The sequence below is a fragment of the Vagococcus fluvialis genome (genome assembly GCF_003337315.1).
GTDB lineage: Bacteria > Bacillota > Bacilli > Lactobacillales > Vagococcaceae > Vagococcus > Vagococcus fluvialis.
On sequence record NZ_QPJV01000017.1, the window covers coordinates 1 to 26,735 of the forward strand.

Annotated in this window: 23 protein-coding genes; 1 reads left to right on the top strand and 22 read right to left on the bottom strand. The window is 32.9% G+C overall.

The window, feature by feature from the left end; genetic code table 11:
• Positions 1–365: 365 nt before the first annotated feature.
• From DFR54_RS12340 to DFR54_RS12380, 9 genes are all read right to left on the bottom strand, one after another.
• Positions 366–1,547 (bottom strand): iron-containing alcohol dehydrogenase, encoded by a 1,182-nt coding sequence (locus DFR54_RS12340; protein ID WP_114290469.1) that lies wholly within the window; start codon positions 1,545–1,547, stop codon positions 366–368.
• 56 nt (positions 1,548–1,603) lie between these two features.
• Positions 1,604–2,470: an oxamate carbamoyltransferase subunit AllH family protein gene (locus DFR54_RS12345; protein ID WP_114290470.1), complete on the bottom strand. Its 867-nt coding sequence runs from the start codon at positions 2,468–2,470 to the stop codon at positions 1,604–1,606.
• A 136-nt stretch (positions 2,471–2,606) separates the two neighbouring features.
• Positions 2,607–4,376, bottom strand: coding sequence for a DNA helicase RecQ (gene recQ, locus DFR54_RS12350; protein WP_114290471.1), 1,770 nt, complete (start codon positions 4,374–4,376; stop codon positions 2,607–2,609).
• A 234-nt stretch (positions 4,377–4,610) separates the two neighbouring features.
• Positions 4,611–5,258 carry a trimeric intracellular cation channel family protein gene (locus DFR54_RS12355; RefSeq protein WP_167807789.1) on the bottom strand — a complete coding sequence of 216 codons (648 nt, stop codon included), beginning with the start codon at positions 5,256–5,258 and terminating at the stop codon, positions 4,611–4,613.
• A gap of 198 nt (positions 5,259–5,456) precedes the next feature.
• Positions 5,457–6,776: a uracil-xanthine permease family protein gene (locus DFR54_RS12360; RefSeq protein WP_114290472.1), complete on the bottom strand. Its 1,320-nt coding sequence runs from the start codon at positions 6,774–6,776 to the stop codon at positions 5,457–5,459.
• A gap of 17 nt (positions 6,777–6,793) precedes the next feature.
• Complete coding sequence (gene guaD / locus DFR54_RS12365) at positions 6,794–8,146, bottom strand: guanine deaminase (protein ID WP_114290473.1); 1,353 nt, start codon at positions 8,144–8,146, stop codon at positions 6,794–6,796.
• Between the two features lie 121 nt (positions 8,147–8,267).
• Entirely contained in the window at positions 8,268–9,206 is a 939-nt protein-coding gene (locus tag DFR54_RS12370; RefSeq protein WP_114290474.1) for a 2-dehydropantoate 2-reductase, read from the bottom strand.
• Between the two features lie 32 nt (positions 9,207–9,238).
• Positions 9,239–10,294, bottom strand: a complete 1,056-nt coding sequence (locus tag DFR54_RS12375; protein ID WP_114290475.1) for a PTS sugar transporter subunit IIC — start codon at positions 10,292–10,294, stop codon at positions 9,239–9,241.
• A 420-nt stretch (positions 10,295–10,714) separates the two neighbouring features.
• Positions 10,715–11,656, bottom strand: a complete 942-nt coding sequence (locus tag DFR54_RS12380; RefSeq protein ID WP_114290476.1) for a 2-dehydropantoate 2-reductase — start codon at positions 11,654–11,656, stop codon at positions 10,715–10,717.
• A gap of 152 nt (positions 11,657–11,808) precedes the next feature.
• On the opposite strand from DFR54_RS12380, the gene DFR54_RS12385 reads away from it, so the two are divergent.
• Entirely contained in the window at positions 11,809–12,705 is an 897-nt protein-coding gene (locus tag DFR54_RS12385; protein WP_114290477.1) for a LysR family transcriptional regulator, read from the top strand.
• 20 nt (positions 12,706–12,725) lie between these two features.
• Here the strand turns inward: DFR54_RS12385 and DFR54_RS12390 are convergent, their stop codons facing one another.
• From DFR54_RS12390 to DFR54_RS12450, 13 genes are all read right to left on the bottom strand, one after another.
• Complete coding sequence (locus tag DFR54_RS12390) at positions 12,726–13,787, bottom strand: PTS sugar transporter subunit IIC (RefSeq protein WP_114290478.1); 1,062 nt, start codon at positions 13,785–13,787, stop codon at positions 12,726–12,728.
• 155 nt (positions 13,788–13,942) lie between these two features.
• Positions 13,943–15,208: a dihydrolipoamide acetyltransferase family protein gene (locus DFR54_RS12395; RefSeq protein WP_114290479.1), complete on the bottom strand. Its 1,266-nt coding sequence runs from the start codon at positions 15,206–15,208 to the stop codon at positions 13,943–13,945.
• A gap of 25 nt (positions 15,209–15,233) precedes the next feature.
• Positions 15,234–16,220, bottom strand: coding sequence for an alpha-ketoacid dehydrogenase subunit beta (locus tag DFR54_RS12400; protein ID WP_086343310.1), 987 nt, complete (start codon positions 16,218–16,220; stop codon positions 15,234–15,236).
• Positions 16,221–16,253: 33 nt separating this feature from the next.
• Positions 16,254–17,240 (bottom strand): thiamine pyrophosphate-dependent dehydrogenase E1 component subunit alpha, encoded by a 987-nt coding sequence (locus tag DFR54_RS12405; RefSeq protein ID WP_086343309.1) that lies wholly within the window; start codon positions 17,238–17,240, stop codon positions 16,254–16,256.
• Between the two features lie 18 nt (positions 17,241–17,258).
• Positions 17,259–18,671 carry a dihydrolipoyl dehydrogenase gene (gene lpdA, locus DFR54_RS12410; RefSeq protein WP_114290480.1) on the bottom strand — a complete coding sequence of 471 codons (1,413 nt, stop codon included), beginning with the start codon at positions 18,669–18,671 and terminating at the stop codon, positions 17,259–17,261.
• Between the two features lie 2 nt (positions 18,672–18,673).
• A complete protein-coding gene (gene buk, locus DFR54_RS12415) occupies positions 18,674–19,753 on the bottom strand; it encodes a butyrate kinase (RefSeq protein ID WP_114290481.1) in 1,080 nt (359 codons plus the stop codon).
• Between the two features lie 13 nt (positions 19,754–19,766).
• Positions 19,767–20,591 carry a phosphate acyltransferase gene (locus DFR54_RS12420; protein ID WP_114290482.1) on the bottom strand — a complete coding sequence of 275 codons (825 nt, stop codon included), beginning with the start codon at positions 20,589–20,591 and terminating at the stop codon, positions 19,767–19,769.
• A 496-nt stretch (positions 20,592–21,087) separates the two neighbouring features.
• A complete protein-coding gene (locus DFR54_RS12425) occupies positions 21,088–21,561 on the bottom strand; it encodes a glutathione peroxidase (protein WP_114290483.1) in 474 nt (157 codons plus the stop codon).
• A gap of 19 nt (positions 21,562–21,580) precedes the next feature.
• Positions 21,581–22,045: a YehS family protein gene (locus tag DFR54_RS12430; RefSeq protein WP_114290484.1), complete on the bottom strand. Its 465-nt coding sequence runs from the start codon at positions 22,043–22,045 to the stop codon at positions 21,581–21,583.
• Entirely contained in the window at positions 22,046–22,498 is a 453-nt protein-coding gene (locus DFR54_RS12435; protein WP_114290485.1) for a YaiI/YqxD family protein, read from the bottom strand.
• Positions 22,499–22,599: 101 nt separating this feature from the next.
• Complete coding sequence (locus DFR54_RS12440; RefSeq protein ID WP_114290486.1) at positions 22,600–23,766, bottom strand: MFS transporter; 1,167 nt, start codon at positions 23,764–23,766, stop codon at positions 22,600–22,602.
• A 13-nt stretch (positions 23,767–23,779) separates the two neighbouring features.
• The gene (locus DFR54_RS12445) at positions 23,780–24,343 is read right to left on the bottom strand and encodes a helix-turn-helix domain-containing protein (protein WP_114290487.1); all 564 of its coding nucleotides are present in this window, start codon (positions 24,341–24,343) and stop codon (positions 23,780–23,782) included.
• Between the two features lie 129 nt (positions 24,344–24,472).
• Positions 24,473–26,710 carry an LPXTG cell wall anchor domain-containing protein gene (locus DFR54_RS12450; RefSeq protein WP_114290488.1) on the bottom strand — a complete coding sequence of 746 codons (2,238 nt, stop codon included), beginning with the start codon at positions 26,708–26,710 and terminating at the stop codon, positions 24,473–24,475.
• Positions 26,711–26,735: the final 25 nt, after the last annotated feature.

Sequence of the window (26,735 nt, forward strand, 5' to 3'; positions counted from 1 at the left end):
CTATTATTTTTAGGTTTATTTAAGTTGCTTAAAAATAAATATCAAAATCAAAAAGTATTTAATAACTTTCACTTGACTATTTAATAGCTAGCTTTAATAAGTTATTTATAAAAATATTTGTATTGCTTTATTTTAGCATCATAAAAAACAAAAAACAACAGTATATGTCTTCTATTATATAGAATCATCATTATTATTAAACAATTTAACCGATTTTATAAAATCATTTTTATTTCCTATTTATTTTTAAATAGCTACGTAAAACGTTTTTCAAAACAACTGTTTTCCATCCAAAAATAAAATTTTAAATTTTTATTAAATAAATAAAAAGAAACCAAATACTCATTTGATTTCTTTTTGTAATATTAAAAATTCATTTCTGTTAAACTCATCTTCAAAATTTCGTGAACATCATCTTTTGAAAGTGATACATAAGTTTCCGTATTAAGAGGTTTATGAGTAATTGCCTGTACTGCCATTTCTTCTAACAGGCTATCATCAATTCCAACTTCTCCTAAAGTCATAGGTACTCCCCAACTAACAAAAGTTTCATAAACGATTCTAATTGTTTCTTGAGCTGTTGTCATCCTATTAGCATCTAATGTTAAATCGAAAACTCGATGACCAAATTGAGAAATTTTATCTGCTGTCTTATCACTTAAAATATGTTGCAACCATCTAGGAGTGATAATTGCTAAACCAATTCCGTGAGTAATATCATAATAAGCACTTAATTCGTGTTCAATACCATGACAAGACCAAATACCAGCTTTACCTGAGCCGGTTAAACCATTTAAAGCCATTGAACTAGCCCACATTAAGTTTGATCTAGCCCCGTAATCTTCAGGGTTTTTTAAGGCAATTGGTGTGTAGTGATAAACAGTACGCATTAAGCCTTCCGCAATCCCGTCTTGAACCATTGTATCTGGTGTTTTATTAAAATAATTTTCAAACAAATGACTTAAAATATCTGCTGAACCTGCCATTGTTTGATAACTTGGAACTGAATAAGTATATGTTGGGTCAAGAATAGAAACTTTGGGAATCACATGTCTTGAATGAAAACTTAGCTTTTCTTTTGTTTCTAAATTAGTTAAAACAGAACCACCATTCATCTCAGAACCTGTTGCGGCTATTGTTAAAATAGTGACAATCGGTAAAGCTTTAGTTACTAAGCGACTGTTTGAAGTAAAGTCCCAAGGGTTTCCATCGTAAAATCTCGCTGCTGCAATTCCTTTAGCACAATCAATAGTTGAACCTCCACCAACAGCTAAAACAACATCAATGTCATGAGTTCGACACATTTCAGCTCCTTTAACTACTGTTTCAATACGAGGATTTGGTTCAACTCCTCCAAGCTCAAAAATATTAAAATCATTTTTAAGCTCATCTAGAATAGTATCGTACAAACCACTTCTTTTAATACTCCCACCACCATAAGTTAGTAAGACGTTTTTCCCGTAAACTTTTAAGGAAGAAGCTAATTTCCTGATTTGTCCTTCTCCAAAATGGATTGTTGTCGGCACTTGAAAACTAAAATTATTCATTATTTAAAATCTCCCTTCATTATCTCTTTTAAGTTTGCCTCTAAATATAACAGATGTCAATTCTTAGAAATCACTTTAATCCCTTCCAGAATACCAAATAAGATGTCACTTCCTGATGAAGAACCAATTGACATGATTTCTAACAAAGTTTCTTCAATCTGTGGAGAATTTGGTTCTTCATTTAATTGATTAATCAATTGGATAATAGGTTTTAGAGCTTGTCTTTTAATAGCAAGTTTTAGCTGATTCTGACTAATTAAATTCGTTTGTTTCATCTCATCTTCAAGAGCTTCATTAAAAATAGCTATAACTTTTTTATCAATTGTCTCGTTACTATTTAAAACGAGACAAAACCCGGTTAAAAAATCATCTCCTGATGGCGTTAATCCGTGACCTAATCCAATTAATTTTGTAATACCTAATCTTATCGTTTCCTTATCTCCATCTAAGATTCCTTTTGTTAATAATTTACTGCCTATTATTAAAAACTCATAAGTTATTTTTTCAATATCTGAAAAAAATGTTTGACGATAAAAACCTACAGTATCTAATTTTTTTTCTAAGTCCAAATGAATTTCTTTAACTTTATTTAATGTCTCTACACTTATTTCCTTAAAGGTTAAGGTTTTAAATATAGGTATCACAGCCGCCTCTTCTAATAGTATTTCTAATTCTCCAGCAAGATTTAAACGATTATTTTGATAAGTCACTTTTTTTGAAATATACGGTTCTAAAAATAACCATGAATCAACAGGTACTTTTATTAATTGTGGTCCGTCAAAAACTGAAGGAACAGCCAACGTATAAATTTCCTCAGTTTCAGTTATGATATTAACTGTTTTTTTAAAGACACTATGAATACTTCCATTTAGTTCTTGATTGGTTAAATTCTCTGAATAAGAATCTGCATATAATAGTTTCATTTTTTCACCTTCTTAAGCCTAATTTTACCATGTTTTAATTAAGCTTTCTTTGGTTAATATCACTGATTTTTAGCATATCTTAGATAAAACCACTAAAAAAGAGGATATGACGTAGATATGTCACAACCTCTCTTAATTAAAGTTCAGCTTTTTCTTCTAAATAGTTTTTAATGGCTGACATAAAAATATCGCCATATTGATCTAATTTATTTTGACCAACACCTTTAATTTGTAAAAATTCTAGTGATGATTTAGGCTGTCTATCCACCATTTCTTGAAGTGTTTTATCTGAGAAAATCACATAAGGTGGTAGGTTTTTCTCATCAGCTAAATCAGAGCGAATTTCTCTTAACCTATTAAATAATTGGTCATCTTGAACAATTTGGTTCACAACTAATTGTTTACGTGTTACTTTTTTCTTTCCAAGTAACACATCAACTCCAAGGGGGGATAAAGAAAGTAGTGGGAATTGTCCCTTTGTTGGTACTAAAAATTCTTCTGCTGTTAAAAAATCAATTAATTGAACAATTTCTTTTTGGCTCCACTCTTTCATAATGCCATAAGTTGATAACTCATTAAATTTCCACTGCAAAACTTTCTGATCTTTAGAACCTGTTAAAACTTTCCCAACCAGACCTTTACCAAATTTTTCATTCATTCGCTTCACACAAGATAATACTTTTTGAGCATCAACTGTAATATCAACAGACTCTCTATCATCTAGACAGTTACTACATCTACCACACTCTTTACCATCTTCACCAAAATAACGAAGAATATAGCGTTGTAGACACATTTCAGTATGAGCATATTGAGTCATTTCTCTTAATTTTAAGTATTCGTTTTGTTGATATTCAATATCGGCATCAGATTGTTCAATAAAATATTGCTGAATTTGTGCGTCTTGAGAACTAAATAATAGAATCGCCTCACTAGGCAAACCATCTCTCCCAGCTCTTCCTGCTTCTTGATAGTAAGACTCTAGGTTACCTGGCATTTGAGCATGAACAACGAAACGGACATTACTTTTATTAATACCCATACCAAATGCATTCGTTGCTACCATAACTTCCACTCGGTCAAAAGTAAAATCTTCTTGATTTTTAACACGTTCAAACTCAGTCATACCAGCATGATACATCCCTACTGAGATACCATTGTGATTAACTAAGCGGTAAATTCGCTCAACTTCTTTTCTTGTACTTGCATAAATAATACCTGATTGACCTTTATTAGTTTTTAAATACTCTAAAAGATAAACATCTGTTTGATCCTTCATTACTTGAAAAGATAAATTTTCTCTTTCAAAACCTGTTTGAATACTATTTTCTTCCGGTATTGAAAGCAACTGACAGATATCTTTAGCAACTTCTGGTGTTGCTGTAGCTGTTAAAGCAACAATTCGTGGTCTTGGATAAAATCCTTGAATGGTCTGTGCTAATTTTAAATAGCTCGGCCTAAAGTCATGTCCCCAATGGGAAATACAATGAGCTTCATCAATCGCAATTAAATCCACACTAACGTGGCGAAGTAGTTCTGTAAAATCAGATGAATCTAATCGCTCTGGTGCTACGTAAAGTAGTTTGACTTCTCCCCTAGCTGCTTCTCCTAAACGAATTTGGATTTCTTGGTAAGATAGACTACTATTTATATAGCTTGCTGAAATCCCCATATCATTTAAAGCATCTACTTGGTCTTTCATTAAGGAGATTAGTGGTGAAATAACTACTGTTAAACCTTCCAAAATTAGAGCTGGAATCTGATAACAAACAGATTTCCCACCACCAGTTGGCATAATGCCTAAAGTATCTCGACCTTCCATAATGTTCATCATAATTTCTTCTTGTCCTGGTCTAAAGGACTGATAACCAAAGTTTTTTTCTAAAATATATAAAAGTTGATTCATTTAATCCCTCTTCTTCCTTTGTCTATTATAACTGAAATCAAAAATAAAGCATTAATCATTTAGATAAAAATAAGAGGTTGTCATAGAAGTGCTCAGCTTCAAGAAATAAGAAGGAAATCATGAAAATTGCTTTTCAAATTTTAGTGATTTTCGGCTTATTTCCGCAGAGGCTACTTCTTTGACACCGTTTAAACAAAAATAAGAGGGTTGTGACAATCTTATGCCACAACCCTCTTATTCTTTTTCTATAAATTTATTAATTGGTAAGTTATCCATTTTCTTTAATGTAAAAGTATTTTTCGGTAAATTCCAGTTATAGGTTAAACCAGCTAAACGTAATAAAATAGTTAACCCAACAATGATTAAATAAAAACTAGGATGTACTGGTGTTGTATAGTAAATAACCACAGCAATTAAGATTGACCAACTACCATAAACCTCCGCACATAAAACACTTGGTTTTTTCCCTGCTAAAAGATCTCTAATCACACCGCCGCCAGTACCAGTTAAAATGGCTGCAACAACTGTAGGTCCTAATGTTCCAAAAGTTTCTAAACCATATAAAGCACCAGAAATACTAAAAGCTGCTAATCCAATAGCATCTGAAATAATTTCAAGCTTCTTCCATTTCGTAGCTATTTGTGGGAAAAAATAAACTAAAAAAATGGTTACAAAAGACACATAAAACAGATTGGTTTGACCCCAAAAAACAGTCATCGGTAAATCGAGCATAATATTTCTTAACACACCACCACCAAAAGCCGTGACTAATCCTAGAACAGTGATGCCTAACATATCATATTCTTCTTCAATTGCAACAATAGCTCCTGATAAAGAGAAAGCAATCGTACCAATAATACTTGTAATAACTAAAATATCCATTCTACCAACACCTCAACTCACTCATGTTCTTTCTTCTATCGTAAACAACGACAATCAAATTATCGTCATATTTCTCTAAAAATCACTCAGCTCTTAATTTAGCAGAAACAACTACTCTTTGTCTACTAAATTAGACTAATAAAACAACAAAAAAAGAGACTGTGACATACTTATGCCACAGTCCATAAAATCTCTATTTTAGTTAGCTTCACTTGGTAAAATTTTATTTAGAATCATTGCTGCAATTGAAGCAGTAGCAATTGGTGAACTAAATAAATATTGTAAAAAGTTAGGTAATGTTTGAATAAATTCTTGAGGAATTAAGATTAGACCTAAAGCAATAATCATTGGAATTGAAATAACATACATTTCTTTCTCACCAATCGTTACTTCTTTAATCACTTGCATACCACTAATTGCAATAATTCCACATACAACAACAAAGACACCTCCGATTACAGCTGATGGGATAGATGAAATTAAAGTTGCTAATTTACCAGAAAATCCAAACACAATAAACCAAACGCCAGCAGCAGCAAAAACACGACGGCTAGCAACACCAGTAATTGTAATAATCCCTGCATTGGTTGAATAGCCTGTGACCGGAGTTGAACCAACTAATGCTGAAATTAAACAGCTAATTCCTTCTCCAATCACACCTTTATTAATCGTTTCATTAGTAAGAGGTTTCTCTGTTACGTTACTAATAGCAAACCAAGTTCCAGTGGTTTCAGCAAGTAGTACCATATAGATAATAATCATTGTTACAATTGATGAGAGTTCAAATGATAATCCATCCCCCATAAAAGCTAATTTAGGTAGTGTAAATAATGAGGCTCCCTTTACAGCGCTTAAATCTAAAACACCAATAAACTCAGCTGTTAAACAACCAACTAATAAAGCCATAATCACTGAAGAAACTCTGAACCAACGACCTTTATTTGGAAATTTAGAACCAATCATCGTACAAACAATTAGCGTAATCGAAGTTACAGAAGCAAGTAATAAATTATCCGAGATTTCACCAGGAGCACCAAACACATTACTTGTTAAAGCTGTTGGCATTAATGATAAACCAACTACATAAATAATCGTACCTCCTACAATCGGTGGGACTAAATAATTAACTAGCTTATGAAAAGTTCCTGTTAGTCCAAGTAAAATAACAACAATCGCACCTATTAAACTTGCTCCAAGAACTGTTCCCCAGCCGTTACCTCCCGCTTCATTAGCAAAGTAGATACCAGCAATCGCACCAATCGGAATAAATGACGGACCTTGAGCGATCGGTATTTTCATAAAAATAAATGTTTGAATAATGGTTCCTATTCCAGCAGCTAAAAAGGTAGCTTGAATTAATCCAGCACTTGCTTCCGTTGATAAACCAATAGCAGTTGCGATAATAAATGGTACTACGTAAACATCCATTGCTAAAACATGTTGAATCCCTAATAAAATTGATTGTGATAATGATAAAGGCTCATCCACACCAACTGTTAAACGACTTTTTTGACTCATTGACTTTTGTTCTCCCCTTATTGTTTGTAGACTAATTGATCTTGAACCCAAACTTCTTTGATTTGTTCAGGTTTCATTATATAAATTAATTTTTGGAAGGTTTCTTCCAATGTATCTTCTCCAAAAACTGGCAAGTGATGAGTAGATACCACTTGAACGTCCCAAGTAAATCCTTCTTTTAATTCACCAATTGGTAATGATAATGATTTCCCACCACCAGCTGTTGCTAAATAAAAAGCTTCTTTTAAAGTGATATTACTATTTGAAACTCCTCTTTCATCCGATTCTATTTCATGATTCACCCCGTCATTCAGCATACGAGAAGACATCACTGCCTGTTTCATATTGTCATACAGACTTGGTGAAAAGCCTCCCGAGATATCTGTTCCTAAGCCAACATCTACCTGATAGTCATGTAATAATTGTTTTACTCGAGTGACAGCATTACCAAAGTAAGCATTAGAAATAGGACAATGAGCAACAGCAGTTCCTGTTTCACGGAAAATTTCTGCATCTTCTGCTGATAAAAATCCACAATGTGCCATAACTGATTTATCATTTAATAAGCCAAATTTATTTAAACTTTTTGTATCACTTTCTCCAAAACGATCTATCACAAATTGATGAGCCCAATCACTTTCACTACAATGAGATTGAACATGGACATCATATTTTTCAGCTAATTCACCTAAGCCTTTTAGACCTTCATCTGTACAACTAGGAATAAAACGAGGAGTCACAACTGGATAAACTCCTTGCTTAACATTTTTACCTAGTATTTTTACATCTTTAATAAATTCTTCCGTATCTGCTAAGGCTTGTTCTGTTGTTTCATCTCGGTAAAATTTAGGATTTGCTTCATGATCATCCATAACAACTTTTCCAACCAATCCTCTTTGTCCTTTTTTAGCACAAATTTCTGCAAGTTTTAAATTTGCCTCTTTATGAATAGTTCCAAAGTAAAGTACTGTCGTAGTTCCTAAAGATAATAATTCATCAACTAAATGAGAATAAACTTTTTCAGCAAAGTTAGTATCTTTATACTTTGCTTCAAGAGGAAACGTATAAGTATTTAACCAGTCGTATAAAGGTTTATCTAAAGCTAAACCTGATTGTGGCCACTGAGGTGCATGAACATGTAAGTCAATAAACCCAGGTAATAGATATTCTCCTTTTGGAATCTCCTGAAACTTTGATGTTCCTTGATAAGTTTCAATAATAGCAGAATAAATCTCTTCTTTTGGTGAAACTAGTTTTTCAATCATTCCATCTTTATTTAAACAGAATAAATAATTTTCTAGAATATCTATTTCATTAATTGATTGACTCGTAAAAGCTGTCCCTTTAACAACTCTTTCAAAACCGAACATTAAAAAACCTTCTTTCTTAATCGTACGCTTATGATAGCAGATTACTGGGAGAAATTCTATGTTTTTTTATAAAAAAAGAGCTAGCTTTTTTAGAAGCTAACTCTTTCTTATTTTGTTTATATTACTTCGCACCTAATATTTGTTCTTTTGCATGTACTAATTGTGTTAAGAATGTACAGTAAGGTGTTTCTACTCCGTACATCTCACCTTTTCTAGCGATAGCTCCATTAATGTAATCAATTTCTGTTAATCGGTTACTCACGATTAAATCTTGATACATTGACGGGTGGTGTAAACCAATTGTTTCGCGGTTGTAGCATGTTTTAATTTGTGCTAGAACTGCTGGAATATCTAATTCAACACCTTCATGTTTTCCAACAGCAGCAAATTCATTCACAATGGTTTCTACTATACTATCAGCAACATCTGTTTCACCAAAACCTGCCATGTTTGAATCTAAAATAGTACATAAGCCATTCATAGTTCCGTTAACACATGCTTTTTTATAAATAGAAGCTCTAATATGTTGTGAGTATTTGGCATTTAATTCTGCTTTATTTAAAACTTCAATTACTTCTTGAGCAGTTGTTTCATCATTACCTAAACTTTGTAACTCTAGTGAACCATTTCCAAATAATTTCACATGTCCAGGACCTTCTAAACCAGCAGTCCACATTGTATTACCTAATAAAATATTGCTTTCTGGAACATATTTTTTAACAACATCTTCGTGCCCAATACCATTTAATAAACAAAGAACTTGAGTCTTTTCTCCAACCATATCTTTTAAAGAATTCATCATATTATCAAGTTGCATTGCTTTTGTAAATAAAATAACTAAATCAGCTGAAAATTCAACGTTACTTAATTCATTTTGATTATAGATAGTCATTTTTTCTTTAATTTCTTCACCATTAAATGTTCCTTGTAAACCGTTTGTTCTAATTTCTTCAATATGATCTGGCCATCCATCTACTAATACGACTTCATTACCTGTTTTATGTAACATGTATCCAAAACGACTTCCCATAGCTCCTGCGCCTGCAATAATAATATTCATCTATCTGACACTCCTAATTTTTTTATATTTTTTTATCCTTGATATTTAAAAACAATACTGCTGTCATATACTTTAAACATTTTTTCGAAAATTACTTTTGAAATTAAACCTGCCGCAATTGGTACGACAAACCAACAGATAATTAATAGGACAAAGTTTAATCCAGCATCTAATGAAGCAAGAGGTCCAACTAAACCTACAAGGCCGAATCCTGCTGAGTTTGGTGTACCTGAGATATTAAATAATGAAACTGGAATAGCTGAAACAGTTGCTGTTACTAAAATTGGTAATAAGATGATTGGGTATTTAAACAGGTTAGGCATCATCATTTTCATACCACCTAAAGCGACTGCTAAGGTTACACCTGATTCATTTACTTTCCATGAATTAATAACTAACACTACAGTTGTAGCAGCAATTCCCATGGCAGCAGCTCCTGCTGAAACACCATTTAATTGAATCGCTAAACCAATACCTACTGTTGTAATTGGAGAAATAATTAACATCGCAAACGAGCAAGCAATTAAAATACTCATCACAACTGGTTGGAATTCTGTAAAGTTGTTAATCACATTACCAATAGCAACTGTTATTTGAGTCACATATGGATAAGCAAGCATCCCAAGAACACCAGCTCCAATACCTACAACAATTGGTAAGGCAATAATTTCTACAGAGCCAAATTTATTATCAATCCACATCATCATTAAAACAGCAATTGAAGCAGTTAACATGATGTTAATAATATCTCCTGTACCAGCAGCAACAAATCCACCAACTTCTGGGTTGAATTTAATAACTCCTGATCCAGCGAATGCTGCTCCACCTACCATCATCATTTTTGGTGGTGTTAAATCAAATTGTTTCGCAATAAGTGCTGCAATAATTAAAGGTGTTGCTACTTGAAAAATAAGTGCTGCATGAATAATTTGTTGAATAATCGTTACATCTGCAAAATATTTAAGAATAGCTCCTAATACAGCATTTGGAATTAATGCAATGATTGTTCCTTGCGCTGTACCTGCTAATAATTTATTGAAAAAAACTTTCACTGACATTTTGTTATTACTTGAATTTTGATCTACCATTTTCATTCCCCTACCTTATTTCATCAGTTTTTTATGCCATTAACTAATTGATATTTTTTTCACTTAATGATATAAATTAATGAAAAAAATCTTTAACAAAAAATATTAAAACTCTTATTACCCCTCATTTCATTAACTATTACTTGCTACACATATACTATATCTCTATGTGAAAAAATATACAAATAAATAAAATTAATGGCGCTATTGTTTTTTTTAATACCTTCATGAAAACATTGTTAAAACAACGTTTGTTTTTTCCATAATTAATTTCACTGTGAAATTTTAATCAATTTTTAATGTTCATAAAAGTATACCATTCTTATTTTTTATTTCAAGTTCAAAATAAAACAAGTAGAAAAAAGATTTTAACCTTAAAAAAGAGACTGACAAAATAATTGTTAGCCTCTTAATATTATTTTATTTTGCCCCTAATATTTGCTCTTTCGCATGAACTAATTGCGTTAAGAATGAGCAGTAAGGTGTTTCAATACCATATTCTTTTCCTTTTCTGACAATTGCACCATTGATGTAGTCAATTTCTGTTAATCGATTGTTAATGATTAAGTCTTGATACATTGAAGGATGATGTAAGCCGATTGTTTCTCTATTGTAACATGTTTTAATTTGTGCTAAAACTTCTGGTACATTTAAAGTCGCATTTTCTCTTTCAGCAACAGCCGCAAACTCAGAAACAATTGCTTCTACAATATCATCAGCAACATCTGTTTCACCAAAGCCTGCCATATTTGAATCTAAAATAGTACATAAGCCGTTCATAGTCCCATTGACACATGCTTTTTTATAAATAGAAGATAAAATATTATCTGAGTATTTAGCATTTAAATTAGCAACATTTAATACTTCAATTACTTCTTCAGCCGCTTCTTTACCATCAGTACCTAGATTTTGTAGATCAATTGAACCATTTCCAAATAATTTTGCTTTACCTGGTCCTTCAAGTCCAGCTGTCCACATTGTATTTCCTAGAATAATATTGCTTAATGGTACATATTTTTTAATCACATCTTCATGGCCAATACCATTTAATAGACAGAGAACTTTTGTATTTTCGCCAACCATATTATTAATAGATTGCATCATTCCATCTAATTGCATTGCTTTTGTAAATAGAATAACTAAATCAGCAGAAAAGTCTACTGAAGAAACATCATTTTGATGATAAATTGAAATGTTTTCTACTATTTCTTCACCATTAAAATTAGCTTTCAAACCATTTTGCTTAATTAAGTCAATATGTTCTTGCCATCCATCAATTAAAATCACATCATTTTTTGCTTGATGTAACATTAATCCAAAACGACTTCCCATAGCTCCTGCACCTGCAATAATAATTTTCATACAATACACTCTCCTAATTTTTTTATTAAATAATATTAAAAACATTAAAAATAATGTAAAAACCCTTTATTTATATGGTAAAATAGAGATTAGAGACAATTAAAAAAACGACAAAATAATCGTTTCATAATAAGAATGGACAAGGTGATTTTATGAATATTCAACAGCTTAAATATTTTATTGAAATTGCAAATACAAAAAATTTATCAGCTGCAGCTCGTAACCTTTTTGTAACGCAACCCACTTTATCATTAGCATTAAAAAAAATGGAAAGTGAGTTACGAACGTCTCTTTTTACACATACAGATACTCCCTTCCAGCTAACTAATACTGGCGTGTATCTATACGAAGAAGGCCAACAAATAGTTGAACAATTTGATCAATTAATTTCAGATATCCATAATATGAATGAAACCCCTACAGAGAAAAAGAAAAAAATCAAACTAGGTATTACAACACTATTTTCTGTACAATTCATGCAAGAAATATCTCAGTACCTAGCAACCCATCCTCATGTTGATTTAGTCATCAAGCAAGATGGTTCTCCTCATTTACAAGGGTTACTTAACCAGGATGAATTAGATATTGGTTTAATTTCATTTCCAAACCTTTATCCAGAATCAATTTCTATTGAGGCTCTTGGAACATCAACAAAAGGTTACCATGTTTATGTTGTTGTACCAGAAGACAATCCTTTATCGAAAAAAAAAGAACTCACCTTCAAAGATCTAGAAGGTCAACGTTTCTCTTCACTTACAACTAACTTCATGTTAGGAAGGCTACTCATTGATCGAGCTGCTGATTGTGGTTATAAACCCAATATCGTACTCCATAATGATGATTTACAAGTTTTACTTCATAGTGTCAATAAAAATGAGTCTATCTGTATCCTACCAATTGAATACAAAGAAGTTGGTAAGAGTGACAACGTTAGATGGATTCCTTTAAGAGATAAGTATGATTATTTCCCAATAGGAATTGCTTTAAGAAAAGACTATCATGTTACTAAGGATATTAAAGATTTCATCGAGATTATTAAGAACAATTAATAATCTCGATGTTTCTTTTTTTATCCTTGATATTTAAATACTACGCTACTGTCGTATAATTTTAACATTTTCTCAAATACGATTTTTGATAATAAACCAACTGCGATTGGCACAACAAACCAAGAAATGATTAATAATAAAATGTTTAATCCTGCATCAAGTGATGCTAAAGGACCTACTAATCCTACTAAACCAAATCCTGCTGAGTTAGGAGTTCCAGAAATATTGAATAATGCAACTGGAATCGCTGATACAGCAGCTGTTACTAAACAAGGTAATAACACAATTGGGTATTTGAAAAGGTTTGGCATGAACATTTTCATTCCACCTAAAGCGACTGCTAAAGTTACACCTGATTCATTTACTTTCCAAGAGTTGATAACTAAAACAATTGTTGTTGCAGCAATTCCCATTGCTCCAGCTCCTGCTGAAACGCCGTCTAATTGAATCGCCATACCAATAGCAACTGTTGTAACTGGTGAGATAATAAGTGCCGCAAATGAACAGGCAATTAAAATACTTGCGATAACTGGTTGGAACTCTGTAAAACTGTTAATTACTTTACCAATAAGTGCTGTAATTTGTGTAACGTATGGATATGTTAACATACCAACTAGACCAGCACCGATACCTACAACGATTGGTAGCGCTATTATTTCTGTCGAACCAAATTTATTACCAAGCCACATCATCATAAGTACAGCAACTGCTGCTGTTAACATAATGTTGATAATATCTCCTGTCCCTGCAGCTTGAAAACCACCCATTTCACCGATTTCAGGATTAAATTTAATTACTCCTGATCCAGCAAATGCTGCTCCACCGACAATCATAATTTTTGGTGGTGTTAAATCAAATTGTTTTGCAATAAGACCACCGATAATTAAGGCTGTTCCAACTTGGAAAATAAGAGCTGCGTTAATGATCATTTGAATAATATCAATGTGATTAAAATACTTTAAAATTGCTCCTAAAACGGCATTTGGGATTAATGCAACAATTGTTCCTTGAGCCGTCCCTGCTAATAACTTATTAAAAAACATCTTTGGTGTCATTTTTGGCGCTTGTTCTGCTTGAGTCATTGTTAATTCCTTCTTTCACTTTTTCATATGAATTAAACTTTGAGAAACTTTTCACTAGATGTTGTACATCTGTATTTCATGAATCCCCTAGGAGGCACATGGCTCACATGCCTCCTAAGTTGTTCCATGAACATCATTTAGTTGGTGACACTTTTTTAATAGATATCAGAGTCGCTTGAGAATCTTGCTAAGTTTTCTTTAATATCTCTTAAGAATTGACCAGCTTGTTGGCCATCTAAGATACGGTGGTCAATTGATAGACATAAGTTAACCATGTCTGCTGTCTTGAATCCGCCATCTTTAGTTGGAACAATACGTTTGTTAATTGATTCAACTTGTAAGATTGCTGCTTGTGGGTGATTGATAATTCCCATTGATTGAACTGATCCAAGTGAACCAGTGTTGTTTAATGTGAATGTTCCACCTTGCATGTCAGCATTAGATAGTGTACCTTTACGTACATCTGTTGCTAAACGATTAATTTCTTTTGTAAGTCCTGCAAGTGATAAGTTATCAGCTTGTTTAATAACAGGTACAAATAGGTTTTCATCAGTTGTTACAGCGATTGATAAATTAATATCTTTATGGTAAACAATGTTACCATCTTGCCATGAAGTATTGATTTTTGGGTTTTTCTTCATAGCTTGTACAACAGCTTTAGCAAAGAATGGGAAGAAACTTAATGAAATACCTTCTTGTTTTTTGAATTCATCTTTCACATTGTTACGTAAGTTAACGATATTTGTAACGTCAGCTTCAACCATGATCCAAGCATGAGGAATTTCAGTAACACTTTGTACCATTTTCTTAGCGATTGCTTTACGCACGCCATCTGCTGGTACAACTTCATCATTTCCACTTGCAAATACAGGAGCTGGTGCTGCTGCTTTTGGAGCTGCTACTGGCGTTTCAGCAACTGGTGCTGCTTCTACTGCTGGAGCTGCTACTGGTGTTTCACCTGGTACGAAGTTTAAGATATCTTTACGAGTAATACGTCCTTCTTTACCTGTACCAGTTACAAGAGATAAGTCAATTCCTTTTTCTCCTGCTAATTTTAATACTGCTGGAGAAAAACGTCCTGCCGCTGGTGCTGCTGCTTTTACTGGAGCTGCTGCTACGGGTGCAGCAGGTGCTTCAACTTTTTCTTCTACAGCTGGAGCTACTGGTGCTTCGTCAGCGCCTTCAACTTCAATTGTCATTAATAAAGTACCGATTGGATAATCAGTATCTAATTCTACAAAAGTTTCTTTAATAACTCCTTCAAAATCTGAAGGTACTTCTGTAGTTACTTTATCAGAAACCACTTCCATAAGTGGTTGGTATCTTTTTACTTTGTCTCCAGGTTGAACTAACCAACCTACTACTGATGCTTCTGTTACACTTTCCCCTAAATGAGGTAGTAATACTTCTTTAATTGCCATAACTCTCGTCCTCCTACAAACTTTTTTAAAACTCTGCTAATTCTCTCATTGCTTCTAAAACTTCTGCTTCGTCAACTAAGAATTCTCTTTCAAGTGGTAATGCATAACCCATAGATGGAACATCTGGTCCTGCAACACGTTTGATTGGTGCATCTAATTCGAATAAAGCTTCTTCAGCAATCATTGCTGCAATTTCAGAAATAACAGTACTTTCTTTGTTGTCTTCTGTTACTAATAAAACTTTACCAGTTTTCTTAGCAGCATTAACTAATGTTTCTTTATCTAATGGATATAGTGAACGAACATCAACTACTTCTGCATCAATTCCTTCAGCAGCTAATTTTTCTGCTGCGTTTAAAGCATGTTGTAATACCATACCGTAACCAATTACAGTAATATCGCTACCTTCACGAACAACGTTAGCTTTAGTAATGTCTACAACATAATCTTCACTTGGAACTTCAGCTTTTAATAAACGGTATAAGCGTTTGTGCTCATAGAAAATAACTGGGTCATCAGATCTAATAGCTGCTTTAATCATACCTTTAGCATCATATGGATTAGATGGTGTTACAACACGTAAACCTGGTTGTCCGATGAATAATTTTTCAGTTGATTGAGAGTGATATAATCCACCACGAACTCCACCACCGTAAGGCGTACGGTATACGATTGGCGCTGTCCAGTCACCTTTAGTACGGTAACGCATTGTACGTGCTTCTGATAAAATTTGGTTTGTTGCTGGTAAAATATAGTCAGCAAATTGGAACTCACCAATTGCACGGTATCCTCTTAAACCAAGACCAATTGCTAAACCACCAATTTGTCCTTCAGTTAATGGTGTGTTGAAACATCTATCATCACCGTATTTAGCAGCTAATCCTTTAGTTACACCAAAAACGCCACCTTTATCTCCACCAACGTCTTCACCAAAGATTACTACTTTTTCATCGCGAGCCATCTCTTCAGAGATACCTAAGTTAATTGCCTCTAAATATGTCATTTCTGCCATTATTATTCAATCCTCTCTATTATCAGTTCTTAATTATTTAGCGTAAACTTCGTCATATAATGATTCAGGTGTTGGATCTGGCATTGCTTCTGCTTCATCTGTATCTTTATCGATTTGAGCACGGATTTCAGCATCAATAGCATCCATTTCTTCTCTTGTTAAGTAACCTTCATCAATTAATTGTTTTTCCATTGCATCAATTGGGTCTTTTTCTTTCATTGATTCAATTTCTTCTTTAGAACGATAAACTGTTTGATCATCATCAGCTGAGTGAGATGTTAAACGAGAAACCATTAATTCAATAAGTTTTGGTCCTTTTCCTTTACGAGCATCCTCAACAGCTTTTTTAAATGTTAAGTAACATTCTGTAAAGTCATTTCCATCTACTCTAATTCCTTCAAATCCGTAACCATGAGCACGATCTGACATTTTTTCGTTAGCATATTGCTCATCGATTGGAGTTGAAATAGCATAAGCATTGTTTTCAATAACAAAGATCATAGGTAATTTTTTAACTCCAGCAAAGTTCATTGCTTCTTGGACTTCACCTTGGTTAGCAGAACCTTCACCAGTAGTTGTTAATGTAACAAAGTCAGCTTTTTCTAATTGAGCTGAGTATGCAACCCCTGTAGCTAAAGGCATTTGAGTACTTACTGTTGAAGCAAATGAAACGATATTATGTTCTTTTGATCCATAATGGTTAGGCATTTGACGACCATGAGAAGATGGGTCAGCATCTTTACCAAATGAACCTAATAAAATATCTTTATTTGTCATACCCCATACTAGACAAGCTGTCATATCACGGTAGTATGGTAAGAAATAATCTTTTTCATGATCAAATGCTAATGCCATAGCTACTTGAGCTACCTCTGCACCCTGACCTGAGATGTTGAATGATGTTTTACCAATTCTTGTTAATTGCCATAAACGCTCATCTAAACGACGTCCTCTAATAACCTCACGGTATGCTTGAACTACTTCTTCTTTACTTAATCCAGATTTTTTTAACGTTTTCATTTATAATCAACCTTTCTATTATTTATGAATGGCAATGCCATAAGTATCTAATGCAGCTTCTTGAATTACTTCTGTTAATGTTGGATGTGGGTGAATTGCTTCCCCAATCTCAAGTGGTGTTGCATCTAAATAGATTGATGTGCTTGCTTCTGAAATTAAATCTGTTGCGTGAGGCCCAATAATTGAAACACCTAATAAATCATCTGTTTCTAAATCACGAATCACTTCAACAAATCCTTCTTTAGCACCATAAACTAAAGCTTTACCGTTTCCAGTAAAGTTAAAAGTACCAACTTTAACTTTTTTTCCTTCTGGAACATTGTCTTTCACGTATCCAACACTTGCTACTTCAGGGTTTGTATAAACACCACGAGGTACGTTTGTATAGTTTAAAGGTTCAATTGTTTCACCTAACATATGAGCAACAGCTAATTCGCCTTCTTTCATAGCTACGTGAGCTAATTGCATTGTGTCAATACAGTCACCAATTGCGTAGATATGATCTTCAGTTGTTTGGTAGAATTCGTTAACTTCGATTCCTTTATCACCATATTTAACTGATGTATTTTGAAGTCCAAATCCATTAACGTTTGGTGTACGTCCAATGGCAACCATTACTTTATCAACTGTTAATTTATCTTGACCTTCAATTGATACATCAACTTTACCTTTTTTGATATCTGCTGATTCAACTTTGCTGCTAAGTAAAATTTTAATTCCTTTAGCTTCCAAGCTTTTCTTCAATTGACGAGAAATGGTAGAGCTTTCATTAATAAGTAGACGATCTAAGAATTCAACGATTGTTACTTCAACACCTAAACTATTTAATAACGATGCCCACTCAACTCCAATAACTCCTCCACCAACGATTACGATTGATTTTGGTAATTCTTCAAGTTGTAACATACCGTCTGATGATAAAATGTTTTCTTCATCTAATGGTAAGTTAGGTAATGATCTTGGTGTTGAACCAGTTGAGATAATAACATTTTTAGGAACAATAATTTCTTCTTCTTTACTCTTGTCGTTGAATGTAACAGCAACTGCTCCTGATACTGGTGAGAAAATAGATGGGCCTAAGATAGCTCCTTCACCTTCAAGAACTTTAATTTTATTTTTCTTCATCAATCCTTGAACTCCACCATGTAATTGGTCGATGATTGATTGTTTACGTTCTTGAATTTTTTTGAAGTTTGCTACTTGTTTGTTATCAGTTTCAATACCGAACATTTCTGCACTTTTAATTGTGTCAAATACTTCTGCACTTCTTAATAGAGCTTTTGTAGGAATACATCCACTATGTAAACAAGTTCCTCCAATTTTATTTTTTTCTACTACAGTAACATTTAACCCTTTTTGAGCAGCACGGATTGCGGCTATATAGCCTCCAGTTCCGCCACCTAAGATTAGTAAATCTGTTTGTTCTGCCATCCTTATTTCACTCCTACTTCACTATAATTTAACGCTTCTTCCTCGCCTTTTAGCACGCGGTAAGCTCCGTCATACAATGCTTCCATTTCCATTTCTCCTGGGAATGCTTTAACTTCTCCTATCCAATCAACTAACTCACTGATTTTAGAAACTGTATAGTTAGAATAGATAGCTCCACCAGTTAAACAGATAGCATCAACTTTTCCTTGAAGAACAACTGCTAACTCACCAATGCTTTTAGCTACTTGATAGCTCATGCCATCTAAGTAATATTTAGCTTCTTCGTCACCTTCGTTCATGCGTCTTTCAACTTCACGAAGATCTGTTTCTCCAAGATATGACTTCATCCCTGCATTTCCAGCAATTAATCTTTTCACATCACCCATTTCCATTTTTTCGTCTAGAACAAGTTTAGTAAAATCAATTAAAGGTAAAGAACCACTTCGCTCTGGTGTATATGGCCCTTCGCCGTCTAATCCATTAATCACGTCGATCATTTTCCCGTTTTGGTGAGCACCAACGCTGATACCTCCACCTAAATGGGCAACAATCACTGAACTTGATTCATAAGACTTACCAAGTTCTTCAGAAGCTTTTCTTGCAACAGCCTTTTGATTTAAGGCGTGTCCAACACTTCTTCTTTCAATTCCTTTTAACCCTGAAATACGAGCTAAAGGTTGCATTTCATCTACCACTACTGGGTCCACGATGAATGCTGGTATATTTAAGCTTTCAGAAAACTTGTTGGCTAAAATGCCACCTAAGTTTGAAGCATGTGTATTAAATTTTTCTGTTTCAAGGTCATGTAGCATTTCTTTTCCTACATTATAAGTTCCACCTGGGATTGGTTTTAATAAACCTCCGCGTCCTACGACAGCTACTAAATTATTCTTTAGTCCTTGTTCTTCAACAAAAGAAAGAATGATATCGTATCTAAAGTCTGCTTGGTCAATAACACCACTAAACTGAGAAATTTCATCAACTGTATGTCTGATTGTTTCTTCAGCAATTAGGTTATGATCAGCGAAAATGGCTGTTTTTGTTGATGTAGAACCTGGATTAATAACTAATATTGCTTCCATATACTCGCTCCTTTTATAACTGCTCAATAGCAAATTTCAATGAATGAAGTTTACTTTCAGTAGAATCACTTCTTGATGTTAGAACAACTGGAATTTTCGTTCCAACAAGTGTTCCACCTGCTGTAGCGTTTCCAAAAATAGTTAAAGCTTTGTAGAGAGTGTTTCCTGTATCAATTGTTGGAACAACCAATACATCCGCATCTCCCATAATTGGACCTTCGTAACGTTTATGTTCGCATGCTTCTTTTGAAGTTGCTAAGTCAAAAGAAATAGGCCCGTAAATGATGCTGTCATCTGTTTCTTTAAAATGTTCTGTTACTTCTGTTGCTAAAACAGAAGATGGCATTTTTGGATTAAATGTTTCCGCTGAACTTAGTAAAGCAATTTTTGGTTTGTTAATACCTGTTTTTTTAGCTACTTGTTTAACATTTTCTACAATTTCAATCATTGCTTCAGTTGTTGGCGTTATATTCATTGCTGAGTCAGTTAAAATAAATGACCTGTTTTTATCTGGCATATCAATTAAAGCAACGTGGGATAAAACATTTTGTGTTTTAAGACCATGTCTTTTATTTAATAATTCTTTTAAAACAGTTCGTGTTGCAATAATTCCTTTTAGTAAAATTTGGCCTTTTCCTTCAGCTACATACTCAACAGCTTTTTCTGCCATTTCTTGTTCGCTCTCACAATATGTGTAATCCCATGTTGCTTCATCTGCAATGTTTTCATTTGTATCAAACACTGCGAATCTAATTTCATTTGGGTATTCTTCGTTAACCCGTTTCACGAGTGCTAAAATCTCTGGTTGAGATCCTCCCGCTACTGAAACTGTTATCATTGCCCCTCACCTCTTTATTTATTTCCTTCTACACCCTTACTTTATGCTATAATGTAAGCGGAAACAAATTGTTTATTTTAATGACACTATTAACTAAATTTATACACCCTATAAACCTTGTTAATATAACGTTCGTGTTTTAATTATTAGTATTTATTTTCACTTTCTCATTAAAAACTAATTTTTAAACATCACACAAAACACTATTAAACATATATTTAATATACAAAAAACATTTTTGTCTTTGTGAGAGTGGAAAAATCATCATAAAAAAAGTAGCTTCTTCTTCATGTAAGAAAGCTACTTTTTTAATATTTTATTATTAAAGACTGATATATCACTATTTAAATGCTATATAAATACACTATTACTAAGAAAAAATATTCATAAAAACATTTCCTACTATATAATGAGTCAAATTATTTGCACTGGCTACCTTTCAATTCAAATGACTATTTTTTCACAATATTATATTTTTTTTCTATACTGTTTTTTTCTAAGAATGTGAAAGTAAGTCAAGGATACTTTTCTCTATACTTTCAGGAGTTGTTTTTGGAGAAAAACGATCCACAACTTTTCCCTCTCTATTAATCAAAAACTTAGTAAAATTCCATTCAATTTTTTTGTTATCTGATTCTGAAATTAAATACTCAAATAAGGGTGACTTATCTTTACCTCTAACTTTAATTTTTGAAAACATTGGAAAAGTAACACCATAATTTTTCTGACAAAATCCTAGTGTTTCTGCATCAGTTCCAAGTTCTTGGCCTAAAAATTGATTACATGGAAAACCTAAAATAACAAAGCCTTCTTCTTTATTATTACTATATAATTCTTCAAGACCTGAAAATTGCTTTGTAAAACCGCACTTACTAGCAGTGTTAACAATTAATACAACTTTTCCTTCGTATTCTTCTAAACTTAACATGGTTCCATCCATTTGTTTCACTTCAAATTGATAAATTGTCATCTCTTTCACTCCTCTTCTTTTATCTGTATTCTTTCATTAAACCTTTTAAAAAGTTACGGGTAAAATTATCACCACATGTTTTGTAATTTTTATGACCTTCTTTTCTCAGAAATGCACTTAATTCACTTTTAGAAATAGTAATGCCTTCATCAGCCCAAATTTCTAACATTTTATCAGTTGTTAAAGATAAAGCAATTTTTAATTTTTTTAAAAAGATATTATTAGCATTTCCTGGTCTTAACTCATAAACAGGTTTGTCCCCCTCTTTAACTCCTCTTTGAGAAATAATCATACCATTTAAAAACCTTTCAAAAACTTCATCCTCTAAGTCTGTTTCATAATTGTCCTCGTCAATTTTTTTTAATAGTGCTAAGTAATTTTCTCTTGAGATGGTAACACCTCCTAGACGGAAAATTTCTATCATATCTTGATCCTTAATGTCTAATGCATAGCGTAGTCTTGTTAATCGGTCGTTGTTATTCATTTATTTTTCTCCCTCAAATTTAATCATTTTTCTGATTGTTTCTTTAAAAAAGAGACGATCCTCTTTTGTAAATGCTTTTGGTCCTTTAGTACGTTTGCCAGCTTTTCTCATTTGCGCACCAATATATCTTTGAGTAAGTAAGGAATCTATTGTTTCTTTTAAGTACTCTTTACCATTGTGATGGAAAATACGTACATTTTTACTTAGCAATAAAGAAGCTAGTCCATAATCTTGAGTAAAAATTAAGTCCCCTTCTTTTATCTCTTTAACAATACGATAATCCGCTCCATCAGCACCTTTATCCACGTAAATAAATTCAATAAAATCAGGATAGTCTTTTGTTGTAAAGTGGTCAATGCTTGTAACGATAACAACTGGTAAAGAAAATTCTTTACCAAGTTTGATAATTTCATTTTTAACTGGAGAACCATCTCCATCTATGATTAATCTCATGTATGTCTCCTCTTTATTTTCTTTTCAAGTTGATTATACCATGTAAAAAAGTATCACCTAATCATTCAATTGAATTAATTAAGCGATACTCTTTTTATTTTCTATTTTGATTCTTTTGGCATAATAAAAGTTAATAAAAATCCTAAAACTGCAAAGCCAAATATAATATACATGGCTACTCCTAAGCCGTATTTATCTCCTACGATACCAATAATCGGTGCTAATAAACCACCAATACTAACTGAAAGACCAAGTGAGATACCTGAAGCTAAACCAATTCGATTTGGAACGAAGGATTGACTTAAAGCAATTAGTGAGCCATATGTACAGTTCATAGCAAAACTAATGGGAATAATTAAAAACATAGTTAAACCTAAATGATTTCCATTAATAAAGAAGAAAATAAGTGGTGCTAAAATAGCAAAACCAAATTTGATTAGTCTATTTAAACCAAAGTAATCCGCTAGCCTACCACCAAAAAGAGTAGCAAAAACACCTACTAATGAATAAATAGTTAAGTTTCCATTCGCACTTGCTTCAGAAACTAAAAATTGACTAATAAAGAATAATGGAATGAACGTTGTCAAAGCGTATAAAAGAATTGAGCGACAGAATATTAAACTGACAACTTTTGAGAAAGATAGCCAATCATCTTTTTCTACTTCCTTATTTTCACTAGATCCATGGTTACTTTTCTTAACAACTGATATATCTGTTAATTTTTGATTAAAGTAAAACATAACAAAAGACATAATTGTGGCTGGAATAATTAGCACAATACTCCCTTTAATTCCCCAAATTGAGAGTGCAATCGAAGTAATAATCGGTCCTATTGCAAAACCAAGATTACCACCAACTGCAAAGATACTCATGCCACTCCCTTTTTTACTTCCAGCGACGTAATTAGCTATTTTTCCACCTTCTGGATGGAACATCGCAACACCAATACCTGAAAGAGAGGCAAGTAAACAACTAACAAAAAATGATGGACTAAAACCTAATAAAGCAACTCCTAAACCGGCAAGAAAAATCCCAACACTCATAAACCAAGGTCTAGATTTTTTATCTCCCAAGTAACCAATAAAGGGTTGGACAAATGATGAGACTAAGTTGGCTGCTAAAACCAAACTTGCTGCTGAGGCATAACTAAGTCCTTGTGAGGCAATTAAAAAAGGTATAATTGCTGGTAAAGCTCCTTGATTAATATCCGTAAACATGTGGCCTAACATTAATAAGTAACGGTACTTTTTCATTGTTTCTTCAGACATTTTCTTCCCCTAACTAAAAATTTCGACTCGTTTTAATGGTTAACATTTCAACGCTTTTTTTTGATTTATTATAGTAACGATGTTTCTTATTCCCCGGAATTCTTAGGGTATCACCTTTATGTAAAACAATCTCTGAATTCTCATAAATGGTTGTAACGTCTCCAGATAATATAAAGACAATTTCATCATTTTTATGAACAAAAAATTCTCCAGATAAGGTTTCACTCTTAGGTTCAATATGAACTAGAGCTAGTCTAAGATTGGATTTCATCTCTTCTGGTGTCAAAATATAATGATAACTTTTCAAATCACTATCATTATAAAAACTCTTTTCTCTATCAGAAGCTCGTAAGACTAAAGATTCTTCCTCGATATCTTCAGCAAGTAACTCAGTTATTGAAATTCCTAAGGTATTAGCTAAAATCTGTAAAACAGACAATGTTGGATTAGCTAAATCTCTTTCTAGTTGACTAATTAGTGCCGTACTTAATTGAGTTTGTTCCGCCATTTGAGCAATTGTTAAGTTATTGTTCTTTCGATAAGCTCTTAATTTTTTTGAAATACTTGATAAAATCACTTAAAATCACTTCCTCATTTCATATCTTAACAAACCTTTCTCTGAAAAGTAAATATATCTAACTAAATTAATTATAATTAACAATTCACCAAAAAAAGAACCTAAAACTTAGATTCTTTTTCATTATTTTTATTCAACTCTTCTACGTTTAAAAACAAACACACAAGTAATTAACAGAATAATTAAACCCACTGGTGCTAAAAAGCTAATTGTTTCACCTGTTTTTGGTAAATATTTACCATTATTAGTTGAATCATTATTAGAGTAATTACTTCCTGATTGATTATTATCTTGATTGCTACCATTATTTTGACTACTTCCGTTTCCCACTTCTTTTTCTAAAACAGTTTGTTCAATAGTTGCAGTTACCTTTTTATTAACTAAAGTTAATACAACAACATCTCCCTTTTCTAGCTTATCACTTACCTCTAGTTCAAAAGCACCATTTACATCTGCTTTCACTTGTTTAACAGATTTTAGATTTACTTCTGTTGATCCATAAGAAACCAAAGTATTAGGTATAGTAATTCCTCTGATTATTTTATCTCCTACATAAATTGGATTTACTTTAGTTTTATTAATCAACTGCTTTTCACTTATTTTTTCATTGCTACTGGTATTTGTTGTTCCTGTATCATTTGATGAATCATCTGTTGAACTACTTGTACTTGTTGTATCTGTGTCACTTGATGAATCATCTGTTGAACTACTTGTACTCGTTGTTCCTGTATCATTTGATGAATCATCTGTTGAACTACTTGTGTCTGTTTCACTTGAACTTGATTCAGTGGGCTCTGTTGGTTCTTCTGGGAAATCTTTTAATAAAATTACTGATGTAACAGCATTAGGACCTTCTTTCGTAATCACAATATCAGCTTTTTTAAAAGAAGAACCTTCAATTGAGGTAGGTCTACGACTTCGATTACTTCTTTGAGTAAAGATAACCCCGTCTCCTGTCACACCTTTCAATTGGGCTCCGTCAGCATTAATTAAAAATTTACCTGAATCTGGGTAATATTCCTCAGCATGAACTTCTACATCTTCTAACGTTAGATCTGTAATTTTTGTTCTTGCAATTACCCATGAACCATAGTGTTTTTTAACTGTAATTCTTCGAGCGCTTTCTCCCCATGTTAAACCTGAGTTAGCAAATGAAAGAAGCCCTGTATTATTAATATATGTTAAGTCATGTTCAAATTGTCCGTGTGTAACAAATCCCCCGTGATAATCATTTGTGGCATGATTGTTTTCAACAACACTATAGGCTGAACCAGTAAAATCATTTAAATGCCTTGCCGCACTTGTTTGATTATCTTTAACGGTTCCATAAAGTGTATGAATTTGTTGCGTTAAATAACCAGTTCCGCCAACAACTACTTCAATTGGATTGTAGAGTTTAGTTCTGATTGTATAGTAGTGAGTATTATGACGACGCATAATAGCGGGCCAGTAAGTATGGTAGGACTCAACATCTGATACATTTCCTTCAACTACATATTCAAATGACACTAAACTAGCTGAGTCTAACTCACCTTTTCCTGTATTGTAATACTTCGCATTTTTAACAGTTACATTTCTGACTGGCTCAACTTTATCATAAGTTAAGATACGTCCTGCTTCTAATTCCCATCCCATTCGGTAATTAAATTTCACATGAGTTTTATCAATAATTTCAGTTACCATAATCATTTTGTCAATTTCTTTTTCCTGTTTACCAACTGTCCCTACTTTTCCTGGTCTAGCGTTGACATGTACTCGGTAATAATCATATAACTCAAATTCTGAAGAATCAGCTACTTCAAATATTTCTTGGTAAAGTTTCATCCCTTCTTTTAACGTCACCTGTTGCTTTTCCCCCTGATTATCTCCTTTAAAAATTAAAACAGCAGCAAAAGGATCGTTATTAGCCGCATCTGCCATTTCGCCATTCTTCACTGTATAGTTTCCAAAATCAATTTCTAAATTATTACGCGTAATTGTATGACGTTCTTTAAACCATAAATTAGAGGTAGAAACTATTTTTGTAACTTTAGGATTTTGAATCATTTTTTCTAATGCTTCATCAGCAGGCTGAGTATCATCTTCAATTCCATAATCCGAAAAATAGGCTGTTCCTCCAATTATTTTCGGTTCATTTTGTTGTGATAAAACATTTTCCTTTTCAGCACTTATCATCGCATCTTGAGTTTCCGCCATTACATTAGGATTAAACTCTTGAATCTCACTTTCCTCTGTTAATTCTGGTAGTAAATCATCAATCATACTAGATTCAATCGTTGAATTACTTGTTACTTCTTCAGCAGTTACTACAGGCAAACTAACTAACATAAAATTCAGTACAATACTTCCAACCAACCATTTCTTCATTTTATCTACCTCTTTCTTTTTTCTT